This window comes from Kosakonia sp. YIM B13571 (genome assembly GCF_042788095.1).
GTDB lineage: Bacteria > Pseudomonadota > Gammaproteobacteria > Enterobacterales > Enterobacteriaceae > Kosakonia > Kosakonia quasisacchari.
In genome coordinates this window covers 283,759-305,999 of the sequence record NZ_JBHZPL010000004.1, presented here as the reverse complement: position 1 = coordinate 305,999, position 22,241 = coordinate 283,759, and the positions used below count along the sequence as shown (strand labels likewise).

Genomic DNA, 22,241 nt, shown 5'->3' with positions numbered 1-22,241 from the left:
TGATGGCCTTTTAAAGACCATCGAAGCGGCAGATTTGTTCCGTGGTGGTTGCGCCAGCGGTGCTCATTATCTATGAAGCGATAAAGAAAGCTACTGGCGCATGGGGAGACTGTTAGATTTTGGGGGGATCAGAGCGCAGCTGCTGTAAAGCACACATGCCAATCAATAGGCCAGTAAGAAACATGTATTGCTCAAGATAGTGATCCAGCAAGTTATGATCAACCAACGTGCGTGAGAAGAAGCCAATCGTAAACAGCAGCAAAAACATGCCGATCATCGTGTTGCCATGGCGAAAGTGCCGCCAGCCGATATACCAACATCCTGCCAACAGAATTAACCAGCCCGCGATGCCCGCGAAACCATTTTGCAGACCGAATTCAATCAGGCCGTAGTGGCTGTGCGGAATGGTAATGCGATCGGTATGTAAATCGCGATTCAAAATATAGTTGAAGGCTTCTTTGTGGGGGCCCATCCCTGCAGGATACTCAAAAACCAATTTCCATCCCTGATGGAAAAAGCTGGCCCGGCAGCCATTCGAGTGGTTCATCGGCATACCCATATCGTTTATGGGTGCTGCTGCGCTCTTGATATAGCAGAAACTGTCAAAAGGGGCATTCCAGCCGGTAATCGCATCGCTTTCCAGGCTTTGCCAGCGCGGGTCTGTTTTCCACGAGGCGTAGCCCAGCGCCGCAGATGCCGTGACGATTGCCACTAAAATGCCACAGGTCAACACTACCCGGCTGCGTTGCATATTATGCAGCGTAATGAGGATGAAGGCGGAAAACAGGCCGCCAACCAGGCCGATAGTCCCCCAGCGTGTGTCCACTAATGCGGTACAGACGAGGTTAGACAGCAGTAGCAGCCCAAGCACCGGTGTGCTCAGGCGCAGAAAACGCTGGTGCATTAAACCGCGCGCCAACAGCTCAGCCAGAATAAAACCGGTGATCATATTGATCTGGAAACTCATACGCGTGCGGTTAAATACAATACGCGTCTCACCCCAATGGATTATCCCATCACGCCAGTAAAGCCAAATCGTGTCCAACAAATGAATGAGAATGACGCCCCAGAAAGAAAGCACAATCAACGTAAATAGCCGGGCAGCGGAAAAATTGGGGAAAGCCGATTGTACGGCTGGCAACAACACAATACCCGCACAAAAAAGTAGTGCGGGACGCACCCATTGCCCATCCCAGGTGCCGAGCATCTCTTTCAAATCTGGCGCAACAAACAAGCCGTTGATCAGCAGGAAGAGTGTTAACGCACCAAGCGTATAAAGGACAAAGCGCAACTGTTTACCGTGCAATTGAGCGCGAGCTTGTGGAGAGGTGAAAAACAGGCCGAGTGAAAGCGCGATAACCGGATAGATGAACCCATTTCTGTGGAAAGGTAATTGACCGTTAGGCATTGGCCAGACAAAACACAGAGCGAGGGTGAAGAGGACCAGGATCCCTGCCAAAAAAGTGCGAGTTTTAGTCATAATTCTCAGGCTGATTAATAAATTTGTGGCCTTATCGGCAAATTAACGTTCCAGAATACATTCCCCAGGATCGCGAGGGCAGTGTGATGAAGCCCGGGGAAAACTACCACAGAAAAATTATGTTAAGAAGTGGCTTCTTTGTAACCAGGGCTTTCTCCTGGAAATAGCTTGCCGTGCACTTCGGCGTTACCGATGTATATAATGCCCCACTTATGGCGTCTGTAAGCCAGGTTACAGGAAATCTATGCATATTGTTCACACTGAAGCAGATGGCGGGAAAGGCGGGCAGCCGCTGCGGATTATCAATGAGTCGTTAGGCATGCTGGAGCGCGGCCATCAGGTGACTATCCTGTGTCCCGAAACCGCGCCGCTGCACCAGATGGCGAGCGATGCCGGCTTAACGGTGGTGACTATGCCGCTGAAACGTAAGAATATCGCTAATCTACTTGAGTTGCGTCGGTGGTTACGAGCGAACCGCGACAACATTGATGTGATTAATAGCCATAACTCCGCCGATACCTGGCTGGTGGCGCTGGCAAACCTCACACTGTCGCGTCCGGTGCCACTGGTACGTACTCGGCACGCTTCCGGTACGCCGCGCAATAACTGGACCACGCGCTGGCTATTCCGCCGTGCCTGCGCGCATATCGTCAGTACCGGAGAGGCGCTGCGCTATCAAATGGTCGATATCGGTGTGCCGCTGGAACAAACTACCTCGGTGCCAAGCGGTGTTGATACCCGTCGTTTTCATCCTGCAGATAAAATGGCTGCGCGTGAACAGTGCGGATTAGCGCAAGATGCCCTGTGGCTGGGTGTGGTGTCCCATTTGCGCCCGAACAAAGGTCATAGCGTGTTGCTAAAAGCGTTGGCACAAATTAACGACCCGGCGATCAAACTGGCAATTGTCGGTGAAGGGCCACATCGGACGATGCTGGAACAGGAAATCGTTCAGCTAGGTTTGCAGGATCGTGTGCTGATGGCGGGTCATCAAAGCAACCCCTCGCAGTGGTTTCCGGCGTTCGATATTGCGTTAAGTCCGTCGCACGATATGGAAGGTGTACCGCAAGGTGTACTGCAATCGCTGGCTTGCCGCATCGCGACTATCGCCACAGATGCGGGGGGGACGGCAGATGCCATTATCAATGAACAAACCGGCTTGCTGGTGGTGCAGCGCGATGTGGAAGCCCTGCGTGGCGCGATTGTCCGCCTGATCGGCGATGCCGCGCTACGCGATACGTTGGCACAACAGGGTTATGATTACCTGTGCACCCACTTAACGCGTGAATGTATGCTGGCGGCGATGGAAAAGGTCTTCGCCGACGCCACTCAGCGCAGCAGATTGCGGTAAAGCGCCTGCAACTGCTGGGCCATCCGCTCCAGTGTCCAGGGTTCTGCGGTGGCGCGCGCCGCCGCCGCATAATCCACGCCGCGTGCGCGGCCAGCCAGCCACTCATCGACTGACGCACTGTAGCCGTCACTGTCCAGCGCATCGCGCACCCAGCCGTTTTCCCCTTCGACCACCCATTCGGCAGCGCCACAGCCTGGGCTGGTAAACAGCGGCAGCCCGCAAGCCAGCGCTTCAACGCAGACGTTCGGGAATGGATCGTAGAGCGTTGGCAGGATCAGCGCATCCGCCGAACCGTAGACTTGGCGAATATCCGCCACCGGGCCAAGAAAACGCACCCGCTTCGCTACCCCCAACTGGTGCGCCAGCTTTTCAAACTTACGGGCGTGTTTATCGCGACCAGCAATCAGCAGCCAGACGGACGGATGCGCAACAATGGCGTGCAGCGCCGTCGCGACGCCTTTACGGGTAAAACCGGAGCCGACATACGCCAGCACCGGCGCATCGGCGGGAATGGCCAGTTCCGTTCGCAGGGACAACTCGCGCACGCGGGGGTGGAAATGGGCGGTATCCACGCCGTTATAAATCACTGTCAGTTGGTCGTCGCGCAGTTGAAAACGGCGGGCGATATCATCGCGCACCATCCGCGAATTGCAGATAACCGTGCGCAGCGCAGGATGCGCGAACATCTGGCGTTCCGCCTGCAGAATGTAGTGGTGATAGGGGCTGAAATTCTGCGACCAGCGTTTTAGCGGCGACAGAATGCGGCTGTACTGCTCAAGCCAGGTAGCGTGTACGCCGTCTCCGGCGCGGAAAATGGTTGCTCCGGGAATGCGCTCATGGCTTTGCACAATATCGAAATCGGCAAAGCGCGCCGCCGCCGCTTCTGCAAAACCTGCTTCGCGCATTTTGCGGTTACGAAATGGCGGGTTGACCGTCAGAGTGTGCCAGCCAGCGGCGTTTTCCCATTCGCGGGCGATCAACGTGACATCCAGCGAGGTGTCCTGCGCCAGCACATTCAACGCGCGGGAGACGAAACGCTCCGCACCGCCATTCGGGTTATAGGTTTGTCTGACGATAGCCAGCTTCATGCGGGGTTTTCCAGCAGTAAGGTATCAATCGCGCCGAGCACCTGCGCAGGCGTAATGGCGGTAATACAATCGGAAACCTGGCTGTCACCGCAGCCCGCTTTGCCACAAGGCTGGCAGGTGAAACCGGCGATAATGACTCGATAAGAGACACCCCAGGGTGCCCATTTTATCGCGCCCGTTGGGCCGAAAATGGCGACAGTAGGCGTACCCACCGCGCTGGCCAGGTGCATTGGCATGGAGTCCACGCCGAAGAAGAGCCGCGCATGTTTCATCAACGCGCCCAGCTCTTTCAGATTCAACTGGCCGCTCAAATCAAACACCGGCTGCGTTAGTGCGGCGCGCAGCTTATCCATATATTCGCTCTCTTCTTTGGCGGGTGCGGCAGAGAGAATGATCGGTAAACCACGGGCTGCCAGCGTGTCGATGGTCGCCGCCAGCTTGTCGATTTGCCAGGCTTTGAACATCCAGCGCGATGTCGGGTGCACCAGGATATAGGATTTGCTGGCAAGGCCAAAGCCCGCCAGTTTTTGCAGAATCGTGTTTTCCGCTTCCTCGCCTGGCGTAAACAGCGTGCGTTTGTCCTCTGCGCTGGCCGGGTGGATACCAATGCGGCGCAGCGCATCCAGGTTCACTTCCACCATATGGCGGCTGTTATCCTGGATAGCCGGATAGAGCGTGGTGAAGGATTTCACCCAGCGCCAGCGGGCAAGGCCGCCGCGCTTATCCGGTTTGAAGCCGACAGAGACGCGAGGTTGCAGCTTGCGCGCCAGACGCGCACCGTGCCAGTGTTCGGTCAGGTTAATCAGTACATCGTAATTGCGCGCCTTTAGCCGGTTGCGCAGGCCGCGATAGAGGCTTAACTGCTTCAACCAACCTTGTTTGCGCCATTTGCGCCCAATGGTGTGCACCTGATCGATATACGGATGATTAGTTAACATTGCCTGTGTATCGTCGTACACCAGCGCATCCACTTCAACGCCGGGCCAGTTTTTCTTCAGTACGGTAAACATCGGTGAGGTCAGCAAGACATCACCGTGGTGACGCAACTTGATAATCAACACCCGTTTCGGCGGGCGCTCGGGTGAGAAAAAATCAGACATGGGCACGCTCAGCTGCCAGCAAAGGCTGTAATTGGCGATAAACCGCAGCGGCAGAAAGGTTGCTCAACTGCGAAGCGTTTTCCGGGCGGCAAATGGTTTGGTTTTTTCCGTAGCCGCCGATAAGACCAGGGTCCGTTGGGCCATAAAGCGTGACGTTCGGCCTGTCCAGTGCGGCGGTAAGATGGCTTAAACCGGTATCAACCGAGACGACAAACCGCGCGCCAGCCAGTTCTCGCGCCACATTCTCAAGGCTCATCCGCGGCAAGACGTCGACAAAATCCAGCCCTTGTGCCAGCCGTTTCGCGCGGGCTTCTTCATGCGGCGCGCCCCACGGAAGCTTTATGCGTAAACCGCTGTCGGCCAGCAAATTAAGTAGCTCGCGCCAGTGCGCTTCCGGCCAGTGCTTATCATCGCGGGTGGTGGCGTGTAAAAACACAACATATGGCGAACGCGCTGCGTCAGCGACGGCAAAGTGGCGTGCAATGGCGTAATCGCCCTGCGTTTGCGGTTTGGTATAACCGAGGCTTTTGGCGAATAATTCGCGGGTGCGCTCAACCGCATGTTGCTGTTTAGCAATGTGGTGGTGGCGATTGTAAAACAGGCTCGCTAATGGCTCGCGCGCGGTGCGCCAGTCCATGCCGTGTTTCACACCGTGCGCCAGCCGGGTGACCAGCGCGGCACTTTTCACCAGCCCTTGCGCATCAATAATGGCGTCGTACTGCTCGGCCTGCACCGCCTGACGAAAGGCTTTACGCTCGGCCGCAATTGGCGCGGAGAACCAGGCTTTACGCCAGCGGCGAATCGCCACCGGAATAACGCGCTCAACAGCTGCATGCCAGGAGGGGATCTGGGCGAAGCCCTCTTCCACCACCCAGTCAAAACGGATGCCGGGAATCGCCTGCGCGGCGTCGGTAAGCGCGGGCAGCGTATGCAGCACATCGCCCATCGACGAGGTTTTAACGATCAATACCCGCATCGATTATCCTTCCGCGTCCAGCAACAGCGCGTTCAACTCTTCCAGCACGCGCTGCGGGGTAATGTCGATCAGACTCTGGTGATAACCTTCAGCGGCGTCGCCTTTGCGCACTTTGTGGTAGCCGGAAATCAGGCGGATCACGCGTGCTTTGTGCGACAGCGGCGGAGTGAAATCCGGGCTGCTTGGGCCATACAGCGCCACCAGCGGGCGGTTAAGCGCGGCGGCGACGTGCATTAAACCGGAATCATTGGTGACCACCGCTTTACAGGCGGCAATCAGCACAACGGCTTGCTCCAGTTGAGTTTCGCCGGCCAGATTGCGGCACCAGGCTTGCTGCTCGGTGCTCAGCGAGGCCAGAATCTCGTTGCCCGCTTCGTGATCTTTTGCTGAACCAAACAGCAGCACCTGGTAGCCTTCGTCAATTAACTGCTTTGCCAGCTCGGCATAGTGATAGTGCGGCCAGCGTTTGGCCGGGCCGAACTCTGCGCCGGGGCAAAAGCCAATCATCGGACGTTCTGCAGAAAGATCAAACGCCGCGCAAACTTGTAATTTCTCGCTGTCGTTAACCTGCAACTGCGGCCACAGCAGCGGCTGAGGCAGATCTTTCGCCGAGCGCATTACGCCTTTGTCATAGGCCAGCGCCACATAGCGCTCCACCATTAACGGCCAGGCTTGTTTATCCAGTACGCGGGCATCATTGAGCAGGCCGTAACGCATTTCACCGCGCCAGCCAGTGCGGTGCGGCACGTTGGCAAAGAACGGCACCAGTGCGGATTTAAACGAGTTGGGCAGCACATAGGCGCGGTCATAACGGCGCTCGCGCAGGCTGTGGCCCAGCTTACGGCGTGCGCCAATTTCCAGCGCACCGTGGCCGAGCGGCATGGGGATCGCTTCGTTGACTTCCGGCATGCGTGATAAAAGTGGACGGCACCACGCGGGTGCCATCACATCGATTATCGCCTGGGGAAAGCGCGCTTTAAGCGTGCGATAAAGACTCTGCGACATCATCATGTCGCCGACCCAGGACGGGCCAATGACCAAAATTTTCATACTTACGCGTCGCGGTTCAGCCAGGCCATATACTCGGTTACGCCTTCGGCGACGGTTTTAAACGGTTTGTCGTAACCCGCCGCGCGCAGGTTGGTCAGATCCGCCTGGGTAAACGCCTGGTAGCGGCCTTTCAGTTTGTCCGGGAACGGAATGTATTCGATGCTGCCTTTTTTGTGGAAAGCCAGTGTCGCATCGGCAACGGCCTGGAAAGATTCTGCGCGACCGGTGCCCAGGTTGTAGATACCGGAAACACCGTTTTCCCAGAACCACAGGTTCACCGCCGCCACGTCGCCAACATAGACGAAATCGCGTTTGAAGTTATCGCTGCCTTCGAACAGTTTCGGGCTTTCGCCGTTGTTCAACTGGGTATTGAGGTGGAATGCCACGCTCGCCATGCTGCCTTTATGCCCTTCGCGCGGGCCATAAACGTTGAAGTAGCGGAAGCCGACAATTGGGGAATTCGCTTCCGGCAGGATGCCGCGCACATACTCGTCGAACAGCATTTTTGAGTAGCCGTAAACGTTGAGCGGCTTTTCGTATTCGCGGGATTCAATAAAGTCCGAGGTGCGCCCGCCGTAAGTCGCGGCTGAAGAGGCGTACAGGAACGGGATTTCGCGCTCCAGGCAATAATGCAGCAGCTCTTTGGAGTACTGATAGTTGTTATCCATCATATACTTGCCGTCCCACTCGGTGGTGGATGAGCACGCACCTTCGTGGAATACGGCTTCAATATCACCGAACTCTTCGCCAGACATAATCTGCAGCAGGAAATCTTCTTTATCCATGTAGTCGGCAATGTGCAGGTCGACCAGATTGACGAATTTGGTGCCGTCTTTCAGGTTATCCACCACCAGAATATCGGTGATGCCTTTATCATTCAGGGCTTTAACGATGTTACTGCCGATAAAACCCGCGCCGCCGGTCACGATGATCATAACTGTACCTTTGAAAAGTGGAGCGTTGAGACGATCTCAGACACTAATGTCTCTTATCATATCATCACATTGACGACCCTTCAGCCATTCACCCAGTGAACGATATGGCTATGCGTGATTTATGCTACAAAATGAAGAATGGATGCTGTGTCATCTCGTATCACCGTATACCTTTCGGTAATATGTGCCGAAATTTGCCCAGTCTGGAGAATTGCGATGCGTGGGGATTTTTATAAACAGTTAACGAACGACCTGGAAACCGCACGTGCGGAAGGGTTGTTTAAAGAAGAACGCATTATCACGTCAGCCCAGCAGGCTGATATCACCGTGGCGAACGGTGACCATGTTATTAACTTCTGCGCCAATAACTACCTTGGCCTTGCCAACCACCCTGATTTGATTGCTGCCGCGAAAGCCGGCATGGACAGCCACGGCTTCGGTATGGCGTCGGTGCGCTTTATCTGCGGCACGCAGGACAGCCACAAAGCGCTGGAGAAGAAGCTGGCCGACTTCCTCGGCATGGAAGATTCCATTCTTTATTCCTCCTGCTTCGATGCGAACGGCGGCCTGTTTGAAACGCTGCTCGGCGCGGAAGATGCCATCATTTCCGATGCGTTGAACCACGCTTCTATCATCGATGGTGTGCGTCTGTGTAAGGCGAAGCGTTACCGCTACGCCAATAACGATATGCAGGAGCTGGAAGCCCGCCTGAAAGAGGCGCGTGAAGCGGGTGCGCGTCATGTGCTGATTGCGACCGACGGCGTGTTTTCGATGGATGGCGTGATCGCCAACCTGCAAGGCGTGTGCGATCTGGCGGATAAATATGACGCGCTGGTGATGGTCGATGACTCTCATGCGGTCGGTTTTGTTGGCGCGAATGGGCGCGGTACGCATGAATATTGCGACGTGATGGGGCGCGTGGACATCATCACCGGCACGCTGGGCAAGGCGCTTGGCGGCGCGTCTGGCGGTTACACCGCGGCGCGTAAAGAGGTGGTGGAGTGGCTGCGTCAGCGTTCCCGCCCGTATCTTTTCTCCAACTCACTGGCGCCAGCCATTGTTGCGGCGTCCATTAAAGTGCTGGAAATGCTCGAGTCCGGCGCTGAGCTGCGCGATCGCCTGTGGGCCAATGCCCGTTTGTTCCGCGAAAAAATGACCGCCGCAGGCTTTACGCTGGCAGGCGCAGACCATGCGATTATTCCGGTGATGCTGGGCGATGCGGTGGTGGCACAAAACTTCGCGCGTGAGCTGCAAAAAGAGGGGATTTACGTCACCGGCTTCTTCTTCCCGGTGGTGCCGAAAGGTCAGGCACGCATCCGCACACAGATGTCTGCGGCGCATACGCCTGAACAAATTGAGCGTGCGGTTGCTGCCTTTACCCGCATTGGTAAACAACTGGGTGTGATTGCCTGAGGGCGTGAAATGAAAGCGTTATCCAAACTGAAAGCGGAAGAAGGCATCTGGATGACCGACGTACCGGAGCCGGATGTTGGTCATAACGATCTGCTGATTAAAATCCGCAAAACCGCGATTTGCGGCACTGACGTTCATATTTACAACTGGGACGACTGGTCGCAAAAAACCATTCCTGTGCCGATGGTGGTCGGCCATGAATATGTCGGCGAAGTGGTGGGCATCGGCCAGGAAGTGAAAGGTTTTAAAATTGGCGATCGCGTTTCCGGTGAAGGCCACATTACCTGCGGCCACTGCCGTAACTGCCGCGCCGGGCGTACGCACCTGTGCCGCAACACCACCGGTGTGGGCGTCAACCGTCCGGGCTGTTTTGCCGAATACCTGGTGATCCCGGCGTTCAACGCTTTCAAAATCCCCGACAATATTTCGGATGATTTGGCGTCGATTTTCGATCCGTTTGGTAACGCGGTGCATACCGCGCTCTCCTTTGATTTGGTGGGAGAAGACGTGCTGGTCTCCGGCGCAGGCCCGATTGGTATTATGGCTGCGGCGGTGGCAAAACACGTTGGCGCACGCCATGTGGTTATCACCGATGTGAATGAGTACCGCCTCGAGCTGGCGCGCAAAATGGGGGTTACCCGCGCGGTTAACGTCGCCAAAGAGAATCTGGCGGATGTGATGGCAGAACTGGGCATGACGGAAGGGTTCGACGTGGGTCTGGAGATGTCCGGCGCGCCGCCTGCGTTCCGCACGATGCTCGACACCATGAATCACGGTGGCCGTATTGCGATGCTGGGTATTCCGCCGTCCGATATGTCGATCGACTGGACTAAGGTCATCTTCAAGGGGCTGTTTATCAAAGGGATTTATGGCCGGGAGATGTTTGAAACCTGGTATAAGATGGCGGCGTTGATCCAGTCTGGCTTGGATCTTTCACCGATCATTACCCACCGTTTCAGCATTGATGAGTTCCAGCAGGGATTCGACGCGATGCGTTCGGGTCAGTCCGGCAAAGTGATTCTGAGCTGGGATTAATGACGAAAAGGCGCCTGCGGGCGCCTTTTTAATGCTTAAGGGTGGGTTGTTTTCCACCCTTGCCACTGATTCTGCATATAACGCGCCAGCGTACTTTCGCCAACGCTTTCACCAATTACGCTAAAGAAGCGGCTGGCGTAAACCGGCTCAGGTTTGTGCTTCGCTTTACACAGTTTTGCACCGCGGAACGGATTACGCGGTGGTGGGTTGACATTACCTGGCGGTGTGGCGTTGGGTGTAGACGTATCTGTCTGCGGTTCATTGAGCAGGTCACTTGGGCGCACCAGCGTAATATCTGCAGGCAGGCTGGAGAGCGCTTGCTGCAAAACGCGAACGGTGGTGGGATGCGGGTGACCAATAGCAATGGCGGAACCATTGCGGCGCGCTAACTGTACGGCGCGGTCAAACTGACGGCGGATATCACCTTCGTTTTGTGTATCGTCCAGGAACACTTTGCGCTTAATGATTTTCACTCCGGTGCCGGAGGCTGCGCGCAGCGCCTGGCTATTGCCGATGGTCATGCTATCGAGAAAATAGAGGTTATAGCGCTCCAGTGCCTGCATTACCTTCTGCATGCCAAACAGGCTTGACGTCATGGCGCTGCCCATATGGTTATTCAGCCCGACGGCATACGGCACTTTGTTGACGGCATCGCTGATGATGCGCTCAATCTCTGCGCTACTCATCTCCGGGCGCAGCGTGTCTTTTTCCAGCGGCTGTTTGCTCAGCGGTGCCATTGGAAGATGGATCAACACTTCATGGCCACTGTTGTGTGCTTTGGTCGCCATTTCCCGCGCGTGCGTTGCATTGGGCAACACCGCGACGGAAACCGCCTGCGGCATGGCCAGCACCTGGTTTTCAGTTTGTGGACGGTAGCCGAAATCGTCGATCACGATGGCGAGTTTCCCGGCGAATACCGGAGCAGAAAACGCCAGCGCACTGGCGAGCGTCAAAACAATACGACGAAATTGAAGCAAACCTTATCTTCCCAACCACGGCTGTGGATTGACCGCCTGACCCTGACGGCGAATTTCGAAATAGAGTGAAGGCCGGCCCTGACCGCCACTGCTCCCTACGAGGGCTATCGGCTGACCGGCGCGAACCTGGGTGCCTACGCTCACCAGTGCGCTCTGGTTGTAACCGTAAAGGCTCATGTCGCCCTTGCCGTGTTCAACCACCACCACCAGACCATAGCCTTGCAGCCAGTCAGCGAGGATCACCCGCCCGTCGGCGATGGCTTTCACTTCACTGCCTTCCGACGCGCCAATAACAATCCCTTTCCAACGTAGTTCACCCTGCAGTTGTTCGCCATAACGATGCAGCAGCGGGCCGCGAACCGGCCAGACGGCCTGGCCTGACGGCGAACCTAAACCACCAGTGCGGGACATCAGCGAGCGTTCGCTCTCGGTAGGTTTATACGTGGTACCTTTGCGGCTGGCTTCATTCTGGCGGTCACGCACGGCTTGCGCTTCGCGGGCTTCGCGTTCGGCTCGGGCTTTAGCTGCCGCTTCCGCACGCGCGAGGCGATCGCGTAAGCGAGATTCGTTGGCGCGCATTTCGCTTAGCTGTTGTTGTCCTTCCTGAATGGAAGATTCCAGACCAGAAAGGGTTTTCTGCCGCTCGCTGCGCGCTTGTTCAAGTTTGGCCTGCTGCGCTTTTTGCTCATACAACAGCGTTTGTTGCTGACTCTGCTTCTCTTCCAGCTCGGATTTTTGCGTGGCAACTTCTTCACGCGTCTGTTTCAACTGAGCAATGGTTTCCTGTCGCGCCTGGTTGAGATAACCGAAGTAGGCCTGCAGACGCTGGCCGCGCTGGCTCTCTTCACCGCTTAAAATCAGTTGGATCCCGGTGTGCGGCCCCTGGCGGAACGCCGCATCAAGCTGCGCCGCAAGGTTGTGTTCTTGCGTGGTGCGCTGACGTTCCAGTTTGGCAATCGAGGCGTTCATCTCGGCGATCTGCTTATTGAGCTGGGCGAGGGTGTTTTGCGTTTCCCGCAGCTGGCGAGTAGCGGCAGAGATGGCTTCTTCCTGTGCCTTTAACTGGGCAAGAAGACTCGCGCGTTGCTGTTGTTGCTGGCGTACCGCGCGCTCTTTTTCAGCGATATCAGCCTGAATAGATTTGAGCTGATCGCGATCATCCGCGTGGGCGGAAACGGCGCACAGCAATGCGCCAGCGCTGAGTGCGCTGGCGCAAAGAAAGGGCCGGATCCCGACCCATGTAATTGAAAAAATCGCCTTTCCCCTCATGGGGAGCGATTATTCCACGATGAACAGCGGCTTACCAGTCATCTCTTGCGGGATTTCCATGCCCATCAGCGTCAGCATAGTTGGCGCGATGTCGGAAAGTTTGCCACCGGAAACGGCTTTCAGCGCTTTGTCGCCAACATAGATCAGCGGCACTGGCAGGTTGGTATGTGCCGTGTGCGCCTGGCCGGTTGACGGGTCGCGCATTTGCTCTGCGTTACCGTGGTCGGCGGTGATCAGCATCTGGCCGCCGACGGATTCCACCGCTTTGCTCACCTCGGCAACGCAATGATCCAGCGCTTCAACAGCCGCTACAGCAGCGTCAAACATGCCGGTATGACCGACCATATCGCCGTTCGGATAGTTACAAATAATGGTGTCGTACTTCCCGCTGGTGATAGCGCCTACCAGTTTCTCGGTCAGCTCTGCGGAGCTCATTTCCGGTTGCAGGTCGTAAGTCGCTACTTTCGGCGAGTTGATCAGAATACGGTCTTCGCCCGGGAACGGCTCTTCTATACCGCCGTTAAAGAAGAACGTGACGTGGGCATATTTTTCCGTTTCGGAAATGCGCAGCTGGGTTTTGTTGTGTTTCGCCATCCACTCACCAAGCGTGTTCGCCAGAGAAGCGGGCGGATAAGCGACGGCGGTTTTGATGTCGGCGGCATATTCGGTCAGCATGACGAAATCGCCCAGCTTAACCACTTTATTACGTACGAAACCGTCGAAGTCTGCGTTAACGAACGCGCGGGTAATTTCGCGTGCGCGGTCGGCGCGGAAGTTCATGAAAATCAGTGCGTCGCCATCTTCCATTGCCGCATCGGGCTGGCCTGCGGCGCGGATAACCGTCGCTTTTACAAACTCGTCATTTTCGTCGCGAGCGTAAGCCGCTTGCAGACCCGCAACGGCGCTATCGAAGGTGTATTCGCCTTTGGCCTCGGTCATCAGGTTGTAAGCTTGTTCAACGCGATCCCAACGGTTGTCGCGATCCATGGCAAAATAGCGACCAACAATGCTCGCAACACGGCCTTTACCCAGCGCGGCGAACTTGTCTTCGAATTTTTTCAGCGAGGATTCCGCGCTGCGCGGCGGCGTGTCGCGACCATCGAGGAAAGCGTGCAGATAGATTTTTTCCGCGCCGCGTTCCGCAGCCAGTTCCACCATTGCCAGAATGTGGTCTTCATGGCTGTGCACACCGCCTGCGGAGAGCAGACCCATAATGTGCACGGCTTTGCCTGCAGCAACTGCTTTATCTACCGCACCGCCCAGCACCGGGTTGCTAAAGAACGTGCGCTCTTTAATTTCTTTATCCAGGCGAGTCAGATCCTGGTAAACGATACGTCCTGCGCCCAGGTTAACGTGACCGACTTCGGAGTTACCCATCTGGCGATCCGGTAGGCCGACTTCGAGGCCGGATGCGTCAATCAGCGTATGCGGACGAGTGGCCCACAATTTGTCCATTACCGGGGTTTTAGCGTTGAAAATAGCGTTATCCTGCTGGTCTTCACGGTAGCCGTAGCCATCCAGAATCACCAGTACCATAGGTTTTTTAGAAACCGACATTGCGACAACCTCATGCTCAGAAGACAAAAAAATTTGCGTAATTTTACTACAGCTGAATCGATAAAATAGCCGCAGAAGATCAAAGAAAGCGGCTGACCAGCCTCTTGTTTGCACCGCGAGTCTTTATTTTTTCTGTAACACTCCGCAGAAAATGCATTCCGTCACGCTCGCTGGCTGTATTTGCCCCACCGCGCAGGTATACTCCTTGCTGGTTTTTAATCACTAAGTCCGGAGTTGTAACCCCAGATGCAAGAAATTATGCAATTTGTTGGCCGCAACCCAATCCTGTGTATCGCCTGGATTGCGTTGTTCGGTGCTGTGCTGTTTACCACTTTCAAGGGCATTGCGTCTAAAGTGAAAGTGATTTCTCGCGGCGAAGCTACGCGCCTCATCAATAAAGAAGATGCGGTAGTGGTGGATTTGCGTCAGCGTGATGATTTCCGTAAAGGTCACATCGCAGGTGCGGTGAATTTGCTGCCAAACGAGATCAAAGCCAATAATGTAGGTGAGCTTGAAAAACACAAAAGCGCGCCGATTATCGTTGTTGATGGTACCGGCATGCAGGCCCAGACCCCGGCGAACGAGCTGGTGAAAGCCGGTTTCGAGAAGGTCTTTGTACTGAAAGACGGTATCTCTGGCTGGATGGGCGAAAACCTGCCGTTAGTTCGCGGTAAATAATTTACCCACGGGTAAACATCGGAGAAGAGATATGGCCAATATTGAGATCTACACGAAAGCGACTTGCCCGTTTTGCCACCGCGCAAAAGCGTTGTTGAGCAGCAAAGGTGTCGCTTTTGCTGAGCTGCCTATCGATGGCGACATGGTGAAACGTGAAGAGATGATTCAACGTAGTGGCCGTACGACGGTTCCGCAGATTTTTATTGATGCGCAGCACATTGGCGGCTGCGACGATTTATATGCGCTGGACGCGCGTGGCGGGCTGGATCCGCTGTTGCGTTAATGCTTTTAGAGCACTACAACACTAAAGGGTTATTCACTCATGTCTGAACAAAACAACACCGAAATGACTTTCCAGATTCAGCGTATCTACACGAAAGATATCTCTTTCGAAGCGCCGAATGCGCCACACATCTTCCAGAAAGAGTGGCAACCGGAAGTGAAACTGGATCTCGACACTGCCTCCACTCAGCTGGCGGAAGGTGTTTATGAAGTGGTTCTGCGCGTTACCGTGACCGCTTCCCTGGGCGAAGAAACTGGCTTCCTGTGCGAAGTGCAGCAGGGTGGTATCTTCTCTATCGACGGTATCGAAGGAACGCAGATGGCGCACTGCCTGGGTGCATACTGCCCGAACATTCTGTTCCCGTATGCCCGCGAGTGCATTACCAGCCTGGTTTCCCGCGGTACTTTCCCGCAACTGAACCTTGCGCCAGTGAACTTTGATGCGCTGTTCATGAACTACCTGCAACAGCAGACTGGCGAAGGTGCCGAACAACATCAGGATGCCTGATGAACGCATTTAATGCTGCAATGACTGTGATCGGTGCCGGCTCTTACGGCACCGCTCTTGCCATCACACTGGCAAGAAATGGCCACCCGGTTGTGCTGTGGGGCCATGACCCAAAACATATCGCGACCCTGCAACACGACCGTTGCAACGCCGCGTTCCTTCCCGATGTGCCTTTCCCCGATACGCTGCAATTAGAGAGCGATCTTGCCCGTGCGCTTTCCGCCAGCCGTAATATCCTGGTGGTAGTGCCAAGTCACGTCTTTGGCGATGTGCTGGCGCAAATCAAGCCGCTCATGCGCGATGACGCACGTATCGTCTGGGCGACAAAAGGGCTGGAAGCCGAAACCGGGCGTCTGCTCGAAGAAGTGGCGCGCGAGGTGTTAGGCCCGGATATTCCGCTGGCGGTGATTTCCGGCCCGACATTTGCCAAAGAGCTGGCGGCGGGCCTGCCAACGGCGATTTCCCTCGCTTCTGCTGATCCCCAGTTCGCCGAGGATTTACAGCAGCTCCTTCACTGCGGCAAAAGTTTCCGTGTCTACAGCAACCCGGATTTCATCGGCGTGCAGCTGGGCGGTGCGGTGAAAAACGTCATTGCGATTGGCGCGGGCATGTCCGACGGTATTGGCTTTGGTGCCAATGCGCGTACGGCGCTGATCACTCGTGGTTTGAGCGAAATGTCGCGTCTCGGTGCCGCGCTGGGTGCCGATCCTGCCACCTTTATGGGCATGGCGGGTTTAGGAGATTTAGTGCTGACCTGTACCGACAACCAATCGCGCAACCGCCGTTTTGGCATGATGCTTGGTCAGGGCATGGACGTGCAAAGCGCCCAGGATAAGATTGGCCAGGTGGTCGAAGGCTACCGCAATACCAAAGAAGTACGCGCGCTGGCGCACCGGTTTGGCGTCGAAATGCCAATAACCGAGGAAATTTATCAGGTATTGTATTGCGGAAAAAATGCGCGCGAGGCAGCATTGACCCTATTAGGTCGTGCCCGCAAGGAAGAGCACTAACCCCTTAGTCGCAGGGACTCTTTTTGAACTCACGATAAGGCTGGCGCAGACCAGCCTGTCGTCTTATCACGTCTGGAGTAAGCAATGCCGTGTGAAGAACTGGATCTGGTCTGGAAAAATATTAAAGCCGAAGCCCGGGCACTGGCGGAGTGTGAGCCAATGCTGGCCAGTTTTTACCACGCAACATTACTCAAGCACGAAAACCTGGGCAGCGCGCTGAGCTACATGCTGGCGAACAAACTTGCCTCGCCGATTATGCCAGCGATTGCCATTCGCGAAGTCGTCGAAGAAGCCTACGCTGCCGACCCGGAAATGATCGCCTCCGCTGCCTGTGATATCCAGGCCGTGCGTACGCGCGACCCGGCGGTGGATAAATACTCCACGCCGCTGCTCTATCTGAAAGGTTTCCACGCGCTACAGGCCTATCGCATAGGGCACTGGTTGTGGACGCAGGGGCGCGAGGCGCTGGCGATTTTCCTGCAAAACCAGGTGTCGGTCAGTTTCCAGGTGGACATTCACCCAGCGGCGCGAATTGGTCGCGGCATTATGCTCGACCATGCAACCGGCATCGTGGTGGGCGAAACGGCAGTCATTGAAGATGACGTATCGATTCTGCAATCGGTCACGCTCGGCGGGACCGGCAAAACCAGCGGCGATCGCCATCCGAAAATTCGCGAAGGCGTGATGATTGGTGCCGGTGCCAAAATTCTCGGCAATATCGAAGTGGGTCGCGGTGCGAAGATTGGCGCGGGTTCCGTGGTATTGCAACCGGTGCCGCCGCATACCACGGCAGCAGGTGTTCCGGCACGAATTGTCGGTAAGCCGGAAAGCGATAAACCATCAATGGATATGGATCAGCATTTCAACGGGGTAAACCAAGGGTTCGAGTACGGCGATGGCATTTAATTGTCTGACTAATTTACTCGCCAGTCTGAACCAGGGCAGCGCGCAAACAAACGCGACGGGGTATTCAGTGCCACCACATCTGCCCGCAGGGGCGAAGCGAATAATCCTCATGGCTTTCGTGTTCGCTCCGGTTTTTCCGCGCTGTCCGTCTTTAATCTGCCTTCACCAATAAGCCAGCAAAATAAGTGCGTGAGCAATGACAGGCATCGCTATCCGCAGGGCGGATTAACGTGTCGCCGTCATCCGTCAATTCCCCTTCAGCTACGCAGCACGGCGCCTGAGTAACCTAACTGGCGCCAGGCTTCATACACTACCACCGACACCGCATTCGAAAGGTTCATGCTGCGGCTGTCCGGCATCATCGGTATGCGGATTTTTTGCTCCGGCGGCAATGCGTCAAGGATAGTCGCTGGCAGGCCGCGTGTTTCCGGGCCAAACATCAAATAATCCCCATCCTGGTAGCTTACCGCACTGTGTGCTGGCGTGCCTTTGGTGGTGAGGGCAAATAAGCGTTGCGGCTGTTCGGCTTCGACAAACGCGGCGTAATCATGATGGCGTTTTACGGCGGCGAACTCATGGTAATCCAGCCCTGCGCGGCGCAGGCGCTTGTCGTCCCAGGTGAACCCCATCGGTTCAATGATATGCAGACGAAAACCAGTATTGGCGCATAAGCGGATGATATTCCCGGTATTTGGCGGGATTTCAGGTTCGAATAACACGATGTTTAACATACTGCCCCCTTAATAGCGGGGGCAGGATAGCACTCTCTAAGCGGCGTCGCCATGCGACAACGGTGCCAGCGCGGCAGGTAACTGGTTCAGCTCCTGGACCAGCGAGTCTTTGCTGATGTCGCGAATCGATTTCGCGCTGGTCAGCGTCATCGCCACGCGCATCTCTTTCTCAATCAGATCGAGCAAATTCGCGACGCCTTTGCGGCCATGCGTCGCCAGCGCGTACAGGTAAGCGCGGCCCAGCAGGACAGAATCCGCGCCGAGTGCCAGCATCCGCACTACATCCAGCCCGTTACGGATGCCGCTGTCGGCGAGGATCGTGATATCGCCTTTCACTGCATCGGCAATTGCCGGAAGCGCGCGGGCGGAAGAGAGCACGCCATCGAGCTGGCGGCCGCCGTGGTTGGAAACCACAATGCCGTCAGCGCCAAAGCGCACCGCGTCGCGGGCATCTTCCGGGTCGAGGATCCCTTTGATCACCATCGGGCCATCCCAGAATTCGCGGATCCACTCCAGGTCTTTCCATGAAATTGACGGATCGAAGTTCTTCGCCAGCCAGCCAATGTAGTCCTCCAGCCCGGTCGGTTTACCGAGATAAGCGGAGATATTCCCCAGGTCATGCGGCCGCCCGTTGACGCCGACATCCCATGCCCACTGCGGATGCAGCACCGATTGTAGATAACGGCGCAGCGCCGCATTCGGGCCGCTCATGCCGGAATGGGCATCGCGGTAGCGCGCGCCTGGGGTAGGCATATCCACGGTGAATACTAGCGTTGAGCAACCCGCAGCTTTCGCCCGCTCCAGCGCATTGCGCATAAAGCCGCGATCGCGCAGCACATATAGCTGGAACCACATCGGGCGCTTAATCGTCGGCGCGACCTCTTCAATCGGGCAGACGGAAACCGTCGAGAGCGTAAAAGGAATGCCTTTCGCATCTGCCGCGCCCGCCGCCTGTACTTCACCGCGCCGGGCGTACATGCCGCACAGCCCAACTGGGGCAAGCGCCACCGGCATCGATAACTTTTCATTAAGCAACGTGGTTTCGAGGCTGAGTTCAGACATGTCTTTTAGCACTCGCTGGCGCAGCGCCACCTGGGACAGGTCTTCAACGTTGCGGCGCAGGGTGTATTCGGCATACGCGCCACCATCGATATAGTGAAACAAGAACGGCGGCAAAATGCGTTTAGCCGCCGCGCGGTAGTCGCTGGCTGCGGAAATAATCATGCTTTTTTCTCCCCGGAATGAATGTGCTGCTCGTCGGGCAGGCGGGTGATGCGTGCCTGGCGGGCCTGATCTTCATCGAATTTACGAATAGTGGTATGCACGAAACCGAGGTGCGCCATCATCGCCTGACGCGCGCCATCGGCGTCGCCGGCAAGAATGGCGTTCATCACCGCCTGGTGCTGCTCGGTCAGTTGTGAAAAAACGGGCGGAACGAGGTACATGCGCTGGCGGCTCTGTTTTACCGAGGATTGCAGCAGGTCGAAGAACCCGCGCATGGTTTGCAATAACACCACGTTATGCGAGGCCTCGGCGATGGCGAGATGGAAACGCACATCCGCCTGCGAAGCGAGATCCGGGTCATCGGATTGCGTGGCTTCAAAGCACAGCACAATTTTCTCTTTATCGGCCTCGGTAGCGCGCATCGCCGCGTGCCAGGCGGTACTGGCTTCAATGGCGTGGCGCGCTTCAAGAATATCGAAACTGTAATCCGGGTCATCATGCAGCAGCGTTTTCAGCGGCTGGACGATGTTTTGCTCCGACCAGTCATCATGCTGCCAGCGCACAAATGTGCCGCCGCCACGGCGGCTGAGGAGCACGCCTTCGCTGACCAGTTTCGATAACGCTTCACGCAATGAGTTGCGCGATACACCAAGCTGTACGGCAAGCTGGCGTTCTGCAGGCAATTTCATGCCCGCTTCCAGCTGTTGTTCGGCAATCAGCGCCCGCACACGGTCGGCGACATCGTCTGTCAGGCGTCTGGGTAACACTTTCATGGGATCATCCAGGTAAGAACATACGCCTGAAGTGTCGTAATCACCCCCACCATGCAGGTGAAAATCAGGCTGTGTTTAACAGTAAAACGGAACAGGTCAGACTCTTTACCTACCAGCCCCACCGCCGCACAGGCAATGGCGATCGACTGGGGCGAAATCATCTTGCCGGTAACGCCGCCAGTGGTATTCGCTGCGACCATCAGTACATCCGACACACCAATTTGCTGCGCAGCGGTGGCTTGCAGTGCGGCGAACAGCGCGTTCGATGAAGTATCTGAACCGGTCAGAAAGACGCCCAGCCAGCCGAGAAACGGCGAGAAAAAGGGGAAGGCGCTGCCGGTGTGCGCCAGTGCCAGCGCCAGCGTTGATGACAGCCCGGAATAGTTAGAGATAAAGGCGAATGCCAGCACCATACCAATCGAGTAAATCGGCAGCGCCAGGTCACGCAGCGTGCTGGTGAAGGTAGTGACGGCATCTTTCGGCTTCATGCGCAGCCAGACAATCGACAAAATGGCGGCAAACAGAATGGCGGTGCCGGTGGCGGAGAACCAGTCAAATTTATACACCGCAGCGTAAGGCGTGGCGGCGCTGACCACCGGCGGCATACGCGCGACCAGCTTGTCGAGATGCGGTACAGAAACAGTGAATACCCAGTCATACAGCGCACCGCCAGGGGCAAACAGCGCCTTAAATGGCGGCACGCTCCACAGCGTCACGGTGGCGGTCAAAAACAGGAACGGCGACCAGGCGCGCAGGATCTGCCCGCCGCTGTATTGGGTACGTTTTAAATCGAGATCCACCTGCGATGCGCCCATATCGCCAAAGCGGAAGATGCGCACCGGACGCCAGCGCTTGAGGAACAACGTCAGGCAGACCAGCGAAACCAGCGACGAGATGATGTCCGGCAGCTCCGGGCCGATAAAGTTGGAGCTTAGATATTGGGCGATAGCAAACGAGCCGCCCGCAACCATCACCGCCGGCCAGGTCTCTTTTATGCCGCGCCAGCCATCCATAATCGCCATGATCCAGAACAGCACAATAATGGTCAGGAACGGTAACTGGCGGCCAACCATCTGGCCGATTTCAAAGCTGTCCAGCCCGGTAACTTGCCCGGCGACCAGAATCGGAATGCCCATTGCGCCAAAGGCGACTGGCGCGGTGTTGACGATCAGGCACAGGCCCGCGGCATACAGCGGATTAAAACCTAAACCCACCAGTAACGCGGCGGTAATGGCGACCGGCGCGCCAAATCCGGCGGCCCCTTCCAGAAACGCGCCGAAAGAGAAGCCGACAATCAGCATTTGCAGACGCTGGTCTGGCGTAATCGACAGAATCGAAGATCGAATAATGTCGAACTGCCCGGTTTTGACCGAGATTTTATAGACAAAAACGGCGGCGATAATGATCCACGCAATCGGCCACAATCCGTAGAAGAAGCCATAAACCACCGAGGCCAGCGCGTGATCGAGCGGCATACGGTAAAACAGCAGCGCCACGCCAAGGGCGATGGCGACAGTCCAACTGGCGGCGACATAGCCTTTCAGTTTGAGCTTTATCAGCGCAAAAAAGAAAAACAGGATCGGTAGCGATGCAATTAAGCTGGAAAGCCAAAGGTTGCCAGCCGGGTCGTAATTCTGTTGCCAGAGATTCATGCAGGTCTCCTGAGAACCACAACAAAACCGGCGAGCGGCAAGTCTACGCTTAGCTCTGCGTCACATGTTTTGTAAAAGTGGTCCTGCCAGTTGGGTTGTGTAGGGGTTGTGATAACGAATGGTTATCCAAATGTTGCCAACTGGCAATGCATCTGTGACGGGATTTGATGGATTTGTGAACCAGGGAGAGGAACGATGGAAATTGGTAGGGCCAATTGTGCAGCCCTGGCGCTATTCAGCGGCCAGAGC

Annotated in this window: 21 protein-coding genes; 8 read left to right on the top strand and 13 right to left on the bottom strand. The window is 56.1% G+C overall.

Annotation, left to right across the window (positions count from 1 at the left end):
• Nucleotides 1-112: 112 nt before the first annotated feature.
• Nucleotides 113-1,480 (bottom strand): O-antigen ligase family protein, encoded by a 1,368-nt coding sequence (locus ACFX4O_RS12915; RefSeq protein WP_380209488.1) that lies wholly within the window; start codon nucleotides 1,478-1,480, stop codon nucleotides 113-115.
• Between the two features lie 244 nt (nucleotides 1,481-1,724).
• Between ACFX4O_RS12915 and ACFX4O_RS12910 the strand changes: the two genes are divergently transcribed.
• Nucleotides 1,725-2,828: a glycosyltransferase family 4 protein gene (locus ACFX4O_RS12910; RefSeq protein ID WP_380209489.1), complete on the top strand. Its 1,104-nt coding sequence runs from the start codon at nucleotides 1,725-1,727 to the stop codon at nucleotides 2,826-2,828.
• Here ACFX4O_RS12910 and ACFX4O_RS12905 read toward each other — a convergent pair.
• From ACFX4O_RS12905 to rfaD, 5 genes are read right to left on the bottom strand one after another with little or no spacing between them, the layout of a single operon-like run.
• Nucleotides 2,807-3,916 carry a glycosyltransferase family 4 protein gene (locus ACFX4O_RS12905; RefSeq protein WP_380209491.1) on the bottom strand — a complete coding sequence of 370 codons (1,110 nt, stop codon included), beginning with the start codon at nucleotides 3,914-3,916 and terminating at the stop codon, nucleotides 2,807-2,809. The genes ACFX4O_RS12910 and ACFX4O_RS12905 overlap by 22 nt on opposite strands.
• A complete protein-coding gene (rfaQ, locus tag ACFX4O_RS12900; RefSeq protein ID WP_380209493.1) occupies nucleotides 3,913-5,016 on the bottom strand; it encodes a putative lipopolysaccharide heptosyltransferase III in 1,104 nt (367 codons plus the stop codon). The genes ACFX4O_RS12905 and rfaQ overlap by 4 nt, the downstream gene beginning before the upstream one ends.
• Nucleotides 5,009-5,992, bottom strand: coding sequence for a lipopolysaccharide heptosyltransferase RfaC (gene rfaC / locus ACFX4O_RS12895; protein WP_380209495.1), 984 nt, complete (start codon nucleotides 5,990-5,992; stop codon nucleotides 5,009-5,011). Before rfaC ends, rfaQ begins: the two co-directional genes overlap by 8 nt.
• A 3-nt stretch (nucleotides 5,993-5,995) precedes the next feature.
• Nucleotides 5,996-7,042 carry an ADP-heptose--LPS heptosyltransferase RfaF gene (gene rfaF, locus ACFX4O_RS12890; RefSeq protein ID WP_131412396.1) on the bottom strand — a complete coding sequence of 349 codons (1,047 nt, stop codon included), beginning with the start codon at nucleotides 7,040-7,042 and terminating at the stop codon, nucleotides 5,996-5,998.
• A gap of 2 nt (nucleotides 7,043-7,044) precedes the next feature.
• A complete protein-coding gene (gene rfaD, locus ACFX4O_RS12885; protein ID WP_131412394.1) occupies nucleotides 7,045-7,977 on the bottom strand; it encodes an ADP-glyceromanno-heptose 6-epimerase in 933 nt (310 codons plus the stop codon).
• A 216-nt stretch (nucleotides 7,978-8,193) separates the two neighbouring features.
• Here rfaD and kbl point away from each other — a divergent pair, with 216 nt between their 5' ends.
• Nucleotides 8,194-9,390: a glycine C-acetyltransferase gene (gene kbl, locus ACFX4O_RS12880; protein WP_380209498.1), complete on the top strand. Its 1,197-nt coding sequence runs from the start codon at nucleotides 8,194-8,196 to the stop codon at nucleotides 9,388-9,390.
• A 9-nt stretch (nucleotides 9,391-9,399) separates the two neighbouring features.
• Nucleotides 9,400-10,425, top strand: coding sequence for an L-threonine 3-dehydrogenase (tdh, locus tag ACFX4O_RS12875; RefSeq protein ID WP_131412392.1), 1,026 nt, complete (start codon nucleotides 9,400-9,402; stop codon nucleotides 10,423-10,425).
• A gap of 35 nt (nucleotides 10,426-10,460) precedes the next feature.
• Here tdh and ACFX4O_RS12870 read toward each other — a convergent pair whose 3' ends face one another.
• Genes ACFX4O_RS12870 through gpmM form a run of 3 tightly spaced genes read right to left on the bottom strand, consistent with a single transcriptional unit; the run spans nucleotide 10,461 to nucleotide 14,228 of the window.
• Complete coding sequence (locus ACFX4O_RS12870) at nucleotides 10,461-11,402, bottom strand: divergent polysaccharide deacetylase family protein (RefSeq protein WP_380209500.1); 942 nt, start codon at nucleotides 11,400-11,402, stop codon at nucleotides 10,461-10,463.
• Nucleotides 11,403-11,405: 3 nt separating this feature from the next.
• Nucleotides 11,406-12,671 (bottom strand): murein hydrolase activator EnvC, encoded by a 1,266-nt coding sequence (envC, locus tag ACFX4O_RS12865; RefSeq protein ID WP_380209502.1) that lies wholly within the window; start codon nucleotides 12,669-12,671, stop codon nucleotides 11,406-11,408.
• A 9-nt stretch (nucleotides 12,672-12,680) separates the two neighbouring features.
• Nucleotides 12,681-14,228, bottom strand: coding sequence for a 2,3-bisphosphoglycerate-independent phosphoglycerate mutase (gene gpmM, locus ACFX4O_RS12860; RefSeq protein ID WP_380209504.1), 1,548 nt, complete (start codon nucleotides 14,226-14,228; stop codon nucleotides 12,681-12,683).
• Nucleotides 14,229-14,474: 246 nt separating this feature from the next.
• On the opposite strand from gpmM, the gene ACFX4O_RS12855 reads away from it, so the two are divergent.
• The 5 genes from ACFX4O_RS12855 (at nucleotide 14,475) to cysE (ending at nucleotide 17,612) form a co-directional block, all read left to right on the top strand.
• On the top strand, nucleotides 14,475-14,906 hold the full coding sequence (locus tag ACFX4O_RS12855) for a rhodanese-like domain-containing protein (protein WP_380209506.1): 432 nt from the start codon (nucleotides 14,475-14,477) through the stop codon (nucleotides 14,904-14,906).
• Between the two features lie 31 nt (nucleotides 14,907-14,937).
• On the top strand, nucleotides 14,938-15,189 hold the full coding sequence (gene grxC / locus ACFX4O_RS12850; protein WP_007369517.1) for a glutaredoxin 3: 252 nt from the start codon (nucleotides 14,938-14,940) through the stop codon (nucleotides 15,187-15,189).
• A 39-nt stretch (nucleotides 15,190-15,228) separates the two neighbouring features.
• Entirely contained in the window at nucleotides 15,229-15,696 is a 468-nt protein-coding gene (gene secB / locus ACFX4O_RS12845) for a protein-export chaperone SecB (protein ID WP_017458193.1), read from the top strand.
• The gene (gene gpsA / locus ACFX4O_RS12840) at nucleotides 15,696-16,706 is read left to right on the top strand and encodes an NAD(P)H-dependent glycerol-3-phosphate dehydrogenase (RefSeq protein ID WP_380209509.1); all 1,011 of its coding nucleotides are present in this window, start codon (nucleotides 15,696-15,698) and stop codon (nucleotides 16,704-16,706) included. The genes secB and gpsA overlap by 1 nt, the downstream gene beginning before the upstream one ends.
• 84 nt (nucleotides 16,707-16,790) lie before the next feature.
• Nucleotides 16,791-17,612, top strand: a complete 822-nt coding sequence (gene cysE / locus ACFX4O_RS12835) for a serine O-acetyltransferase (protein ID WP_131411441.1) — start codon at nucleotides 16,791-16,793, stop codon at nucleotides 17,610-17,612.
• Between the two features lie 257 nt (nucleotides 17,613-17,869).
• Here the strand turns inward: cysE and trmL are convergent, their stop codons facing one another.
• The 4 genes from trmL to lldP are packed head-to-tail and all read right to left on the bottom strand — an operon-like array spanning nucleotide 17,870 to nucleotide 21,992.
• Entirely contained in the window at nucleotides 17,870-18,343 is a 474-nt protein-coding gene (gene trmL, locus ACFX4O_RS12830; RefSeq protein WP_131411439.1) for a tRNA (uridine(34)/cytosine(34)/5-carboxymethylaminomethyluridine(34)-2'-O)-methyltransferase TrmL, read from the bottom strand.
• A gap of 36 nt (nucleotides 18,344-18,379) precedes the next feature.
• Nucleotides 18,380-19,567, bottom strand: coding sequence for an FMN-dependent L-lactate dehydrogenase LldD (gene lldD, locus ACFX4O_RS12825; protein WP_380209512.1), 1,188 nt, complete (start codon nucleotides 19,565-19,567; stop codon nucleotides 18,380-18,382).
• Nucleotides 19,564-20,340, bottom strand: coding sequence for a transcriptional regulator LldR (gene lldR / locus ACFX4O_RS12820; protein WP_380209514.1), 777 nt, complete (start codon nucleotides 20,338-20,340; stop codon nucleotides 19,564-19,566). Before lldR ends, lldD begins: the two co-directional genes overlap by 4 nt.
• Nucleotides 20,337-21,992: an L-lactate permease gene (lldP, locus tag ACFX4O_RS12815; RefSeq protein ID WP_380209516.1), complete on the bottom strand. Its 1,656-nt coding sequence runs from the start codon at nucleotides 21,990-21,992 to the stop codon at nucleotides 20,337-20,339. Before lldP ends, lldR begins: the two co-directional genes overlap by 4 nt.
• Nucleotides 21,993-22,241 lie beyond the last annotated feature (249 nt).

What these genes read in the sequence shown, in the direction of transcription:
- ACFX4O_RS12915 (WP_380209488.1), bottom strand. Translation starts at nt 1,480, where the DNA reads ATGACTAAAACTCGCACTTTTTTGGCAGGGATCCTGGTCCTCTTCACC.
- ACFX4O_RS12910 (WP_380209489.1), top strand. Translation starts at nt 1,725, where the DNA reads ATGCATATTGTTCACACTGAAGCAGATGGCGGGAAAGGCGGGCAGCCG.
- ACFX4O_RS12905 (WP_380209491.1), bottom strand. Translation starts at nt 3,916, where the DNA reads ATGAAGCTGGCTATCGTCAGACAAACCTATAACCCGAATGGCGGTGCG.
- rfaQ (WP_380209493.1), bottom strand. Translation starts at nt 5,016, where the DNA reads ATGTCTGATTTTTTCTCACCCGAGCGCCCGCCGAAACGGGTGTTGATT.
- rfaC (WP_380209495.1), bottom strand. Translation starts at nt 5,992, where the DNA reads ATGCGGGTATTGATCGTTAAAACCTCGTCGATGGGCGATGTGCTGCAT.
- rfaF (WP_131412396.1), bottom strand. Translation starts at nt 7,042, where the DNA reads ATGAAAATTTTGGTCATTGGCCCGTCCTGGGTCGGCGACATGATGATG.
- rfaD (WP_131412394.1), bottom strand. Translation starts at nt 7,977, where the DNA reads ATGATCATCGTGACCGGCGGCGCGGGTTTTATCGGCAGTAACATCGTT.
- kbl (WP_380209498.1), top strand. Translation starts at nt 8,194, where the DNA reads ATGCGTGGGGATTTTTATAAACAGTTAACGAACGACCTGGAAACCGCA.
- tdh (WP_131412392.1), top strand. Translation starts at nt 9,400, where the DNA reads ATGAAAGCGTTATCCAAACTGAAAGCGGAAGAAGGCATCTGGATGACC.
- envC (WP_380209502.1), bottom strand. Translation starts at nt 12,671, where the DNA reads ATGAGGGGAAAGGCGATTTTTTCAATTACATGGGTCGGGATCCGGCCC.
- gpmM (WP_380209504.1), bottom strand. Translation starts at nt 14,228, where the DNA reads ATGTCGGTTTCTAAAAAACCTATGGTACTGGTGATTCTGGATGGCTAC.
- ACFX4O_RS12855 (WP_380209506.1), top strand. Translation starts at nt 14,475, where the DNA reads ATGCAAGAAATTATGCAATTTGTTGGCCGCAACCCAATCCTGTGTATC.
- grxC (WP_007369517.1), top strand. Translation starts at nt 14,938, where the DNA reads ATGGCCAATATTGAGATCTACACGAAAGCGACTTGCCCGTTTTGCCAC.
- secB (WP_017458193.1), top strand. Translation starts at nt 15,229, where the DNA reads ATGTCTGAACAAAACAACACCGAAATGACTTTCCAGATTCAGCGTATC.
- gpsA (WP_380209509.1), top strand. Translation starts at nt 15,696, where the DNA reads ATGAACGCATTTAATGCTGCAATGACTGTGATCGGTGCCGGCTCTTAC.
- cysE (WP_131411441.1), top strand. Translation starts at nt 16,791, where the DNA reads ATGCCGTGTGAAGAACTGGATCTGGTCTGGAAAAATATTAAAGCCGAA.
- trmL (WP_131411439.1), bottom strand. Translation starts at nt 18,343, where the DNA reads ATGTTAAACATCGTGTTATTCGAACCTGAAATCCCGCCAAATACCGGG.
- lldD (WP_380209512.1), bottom strand. Translation starts at nt 19,567, where the DNA reads ATGATTATTTCCGCAGCCAGCGACTACCGCGCGGCGGCTAAACGCATT.
- lldR (WP_380209514.1), bottom strand. Translation starts at nt 20,340, where the DNA reads ATGAAAGTGTTACCCAGACGCCTGACAGACGATGTCGCCGACCGTGTG.
- lldP (WP_380209516.1), bottom strand. Translation starts at nt 21,992, where the DNA reads ATGAATCTCTGGCAACAGAATTACGACCCGGCTGGCAACCTTTGGCTT.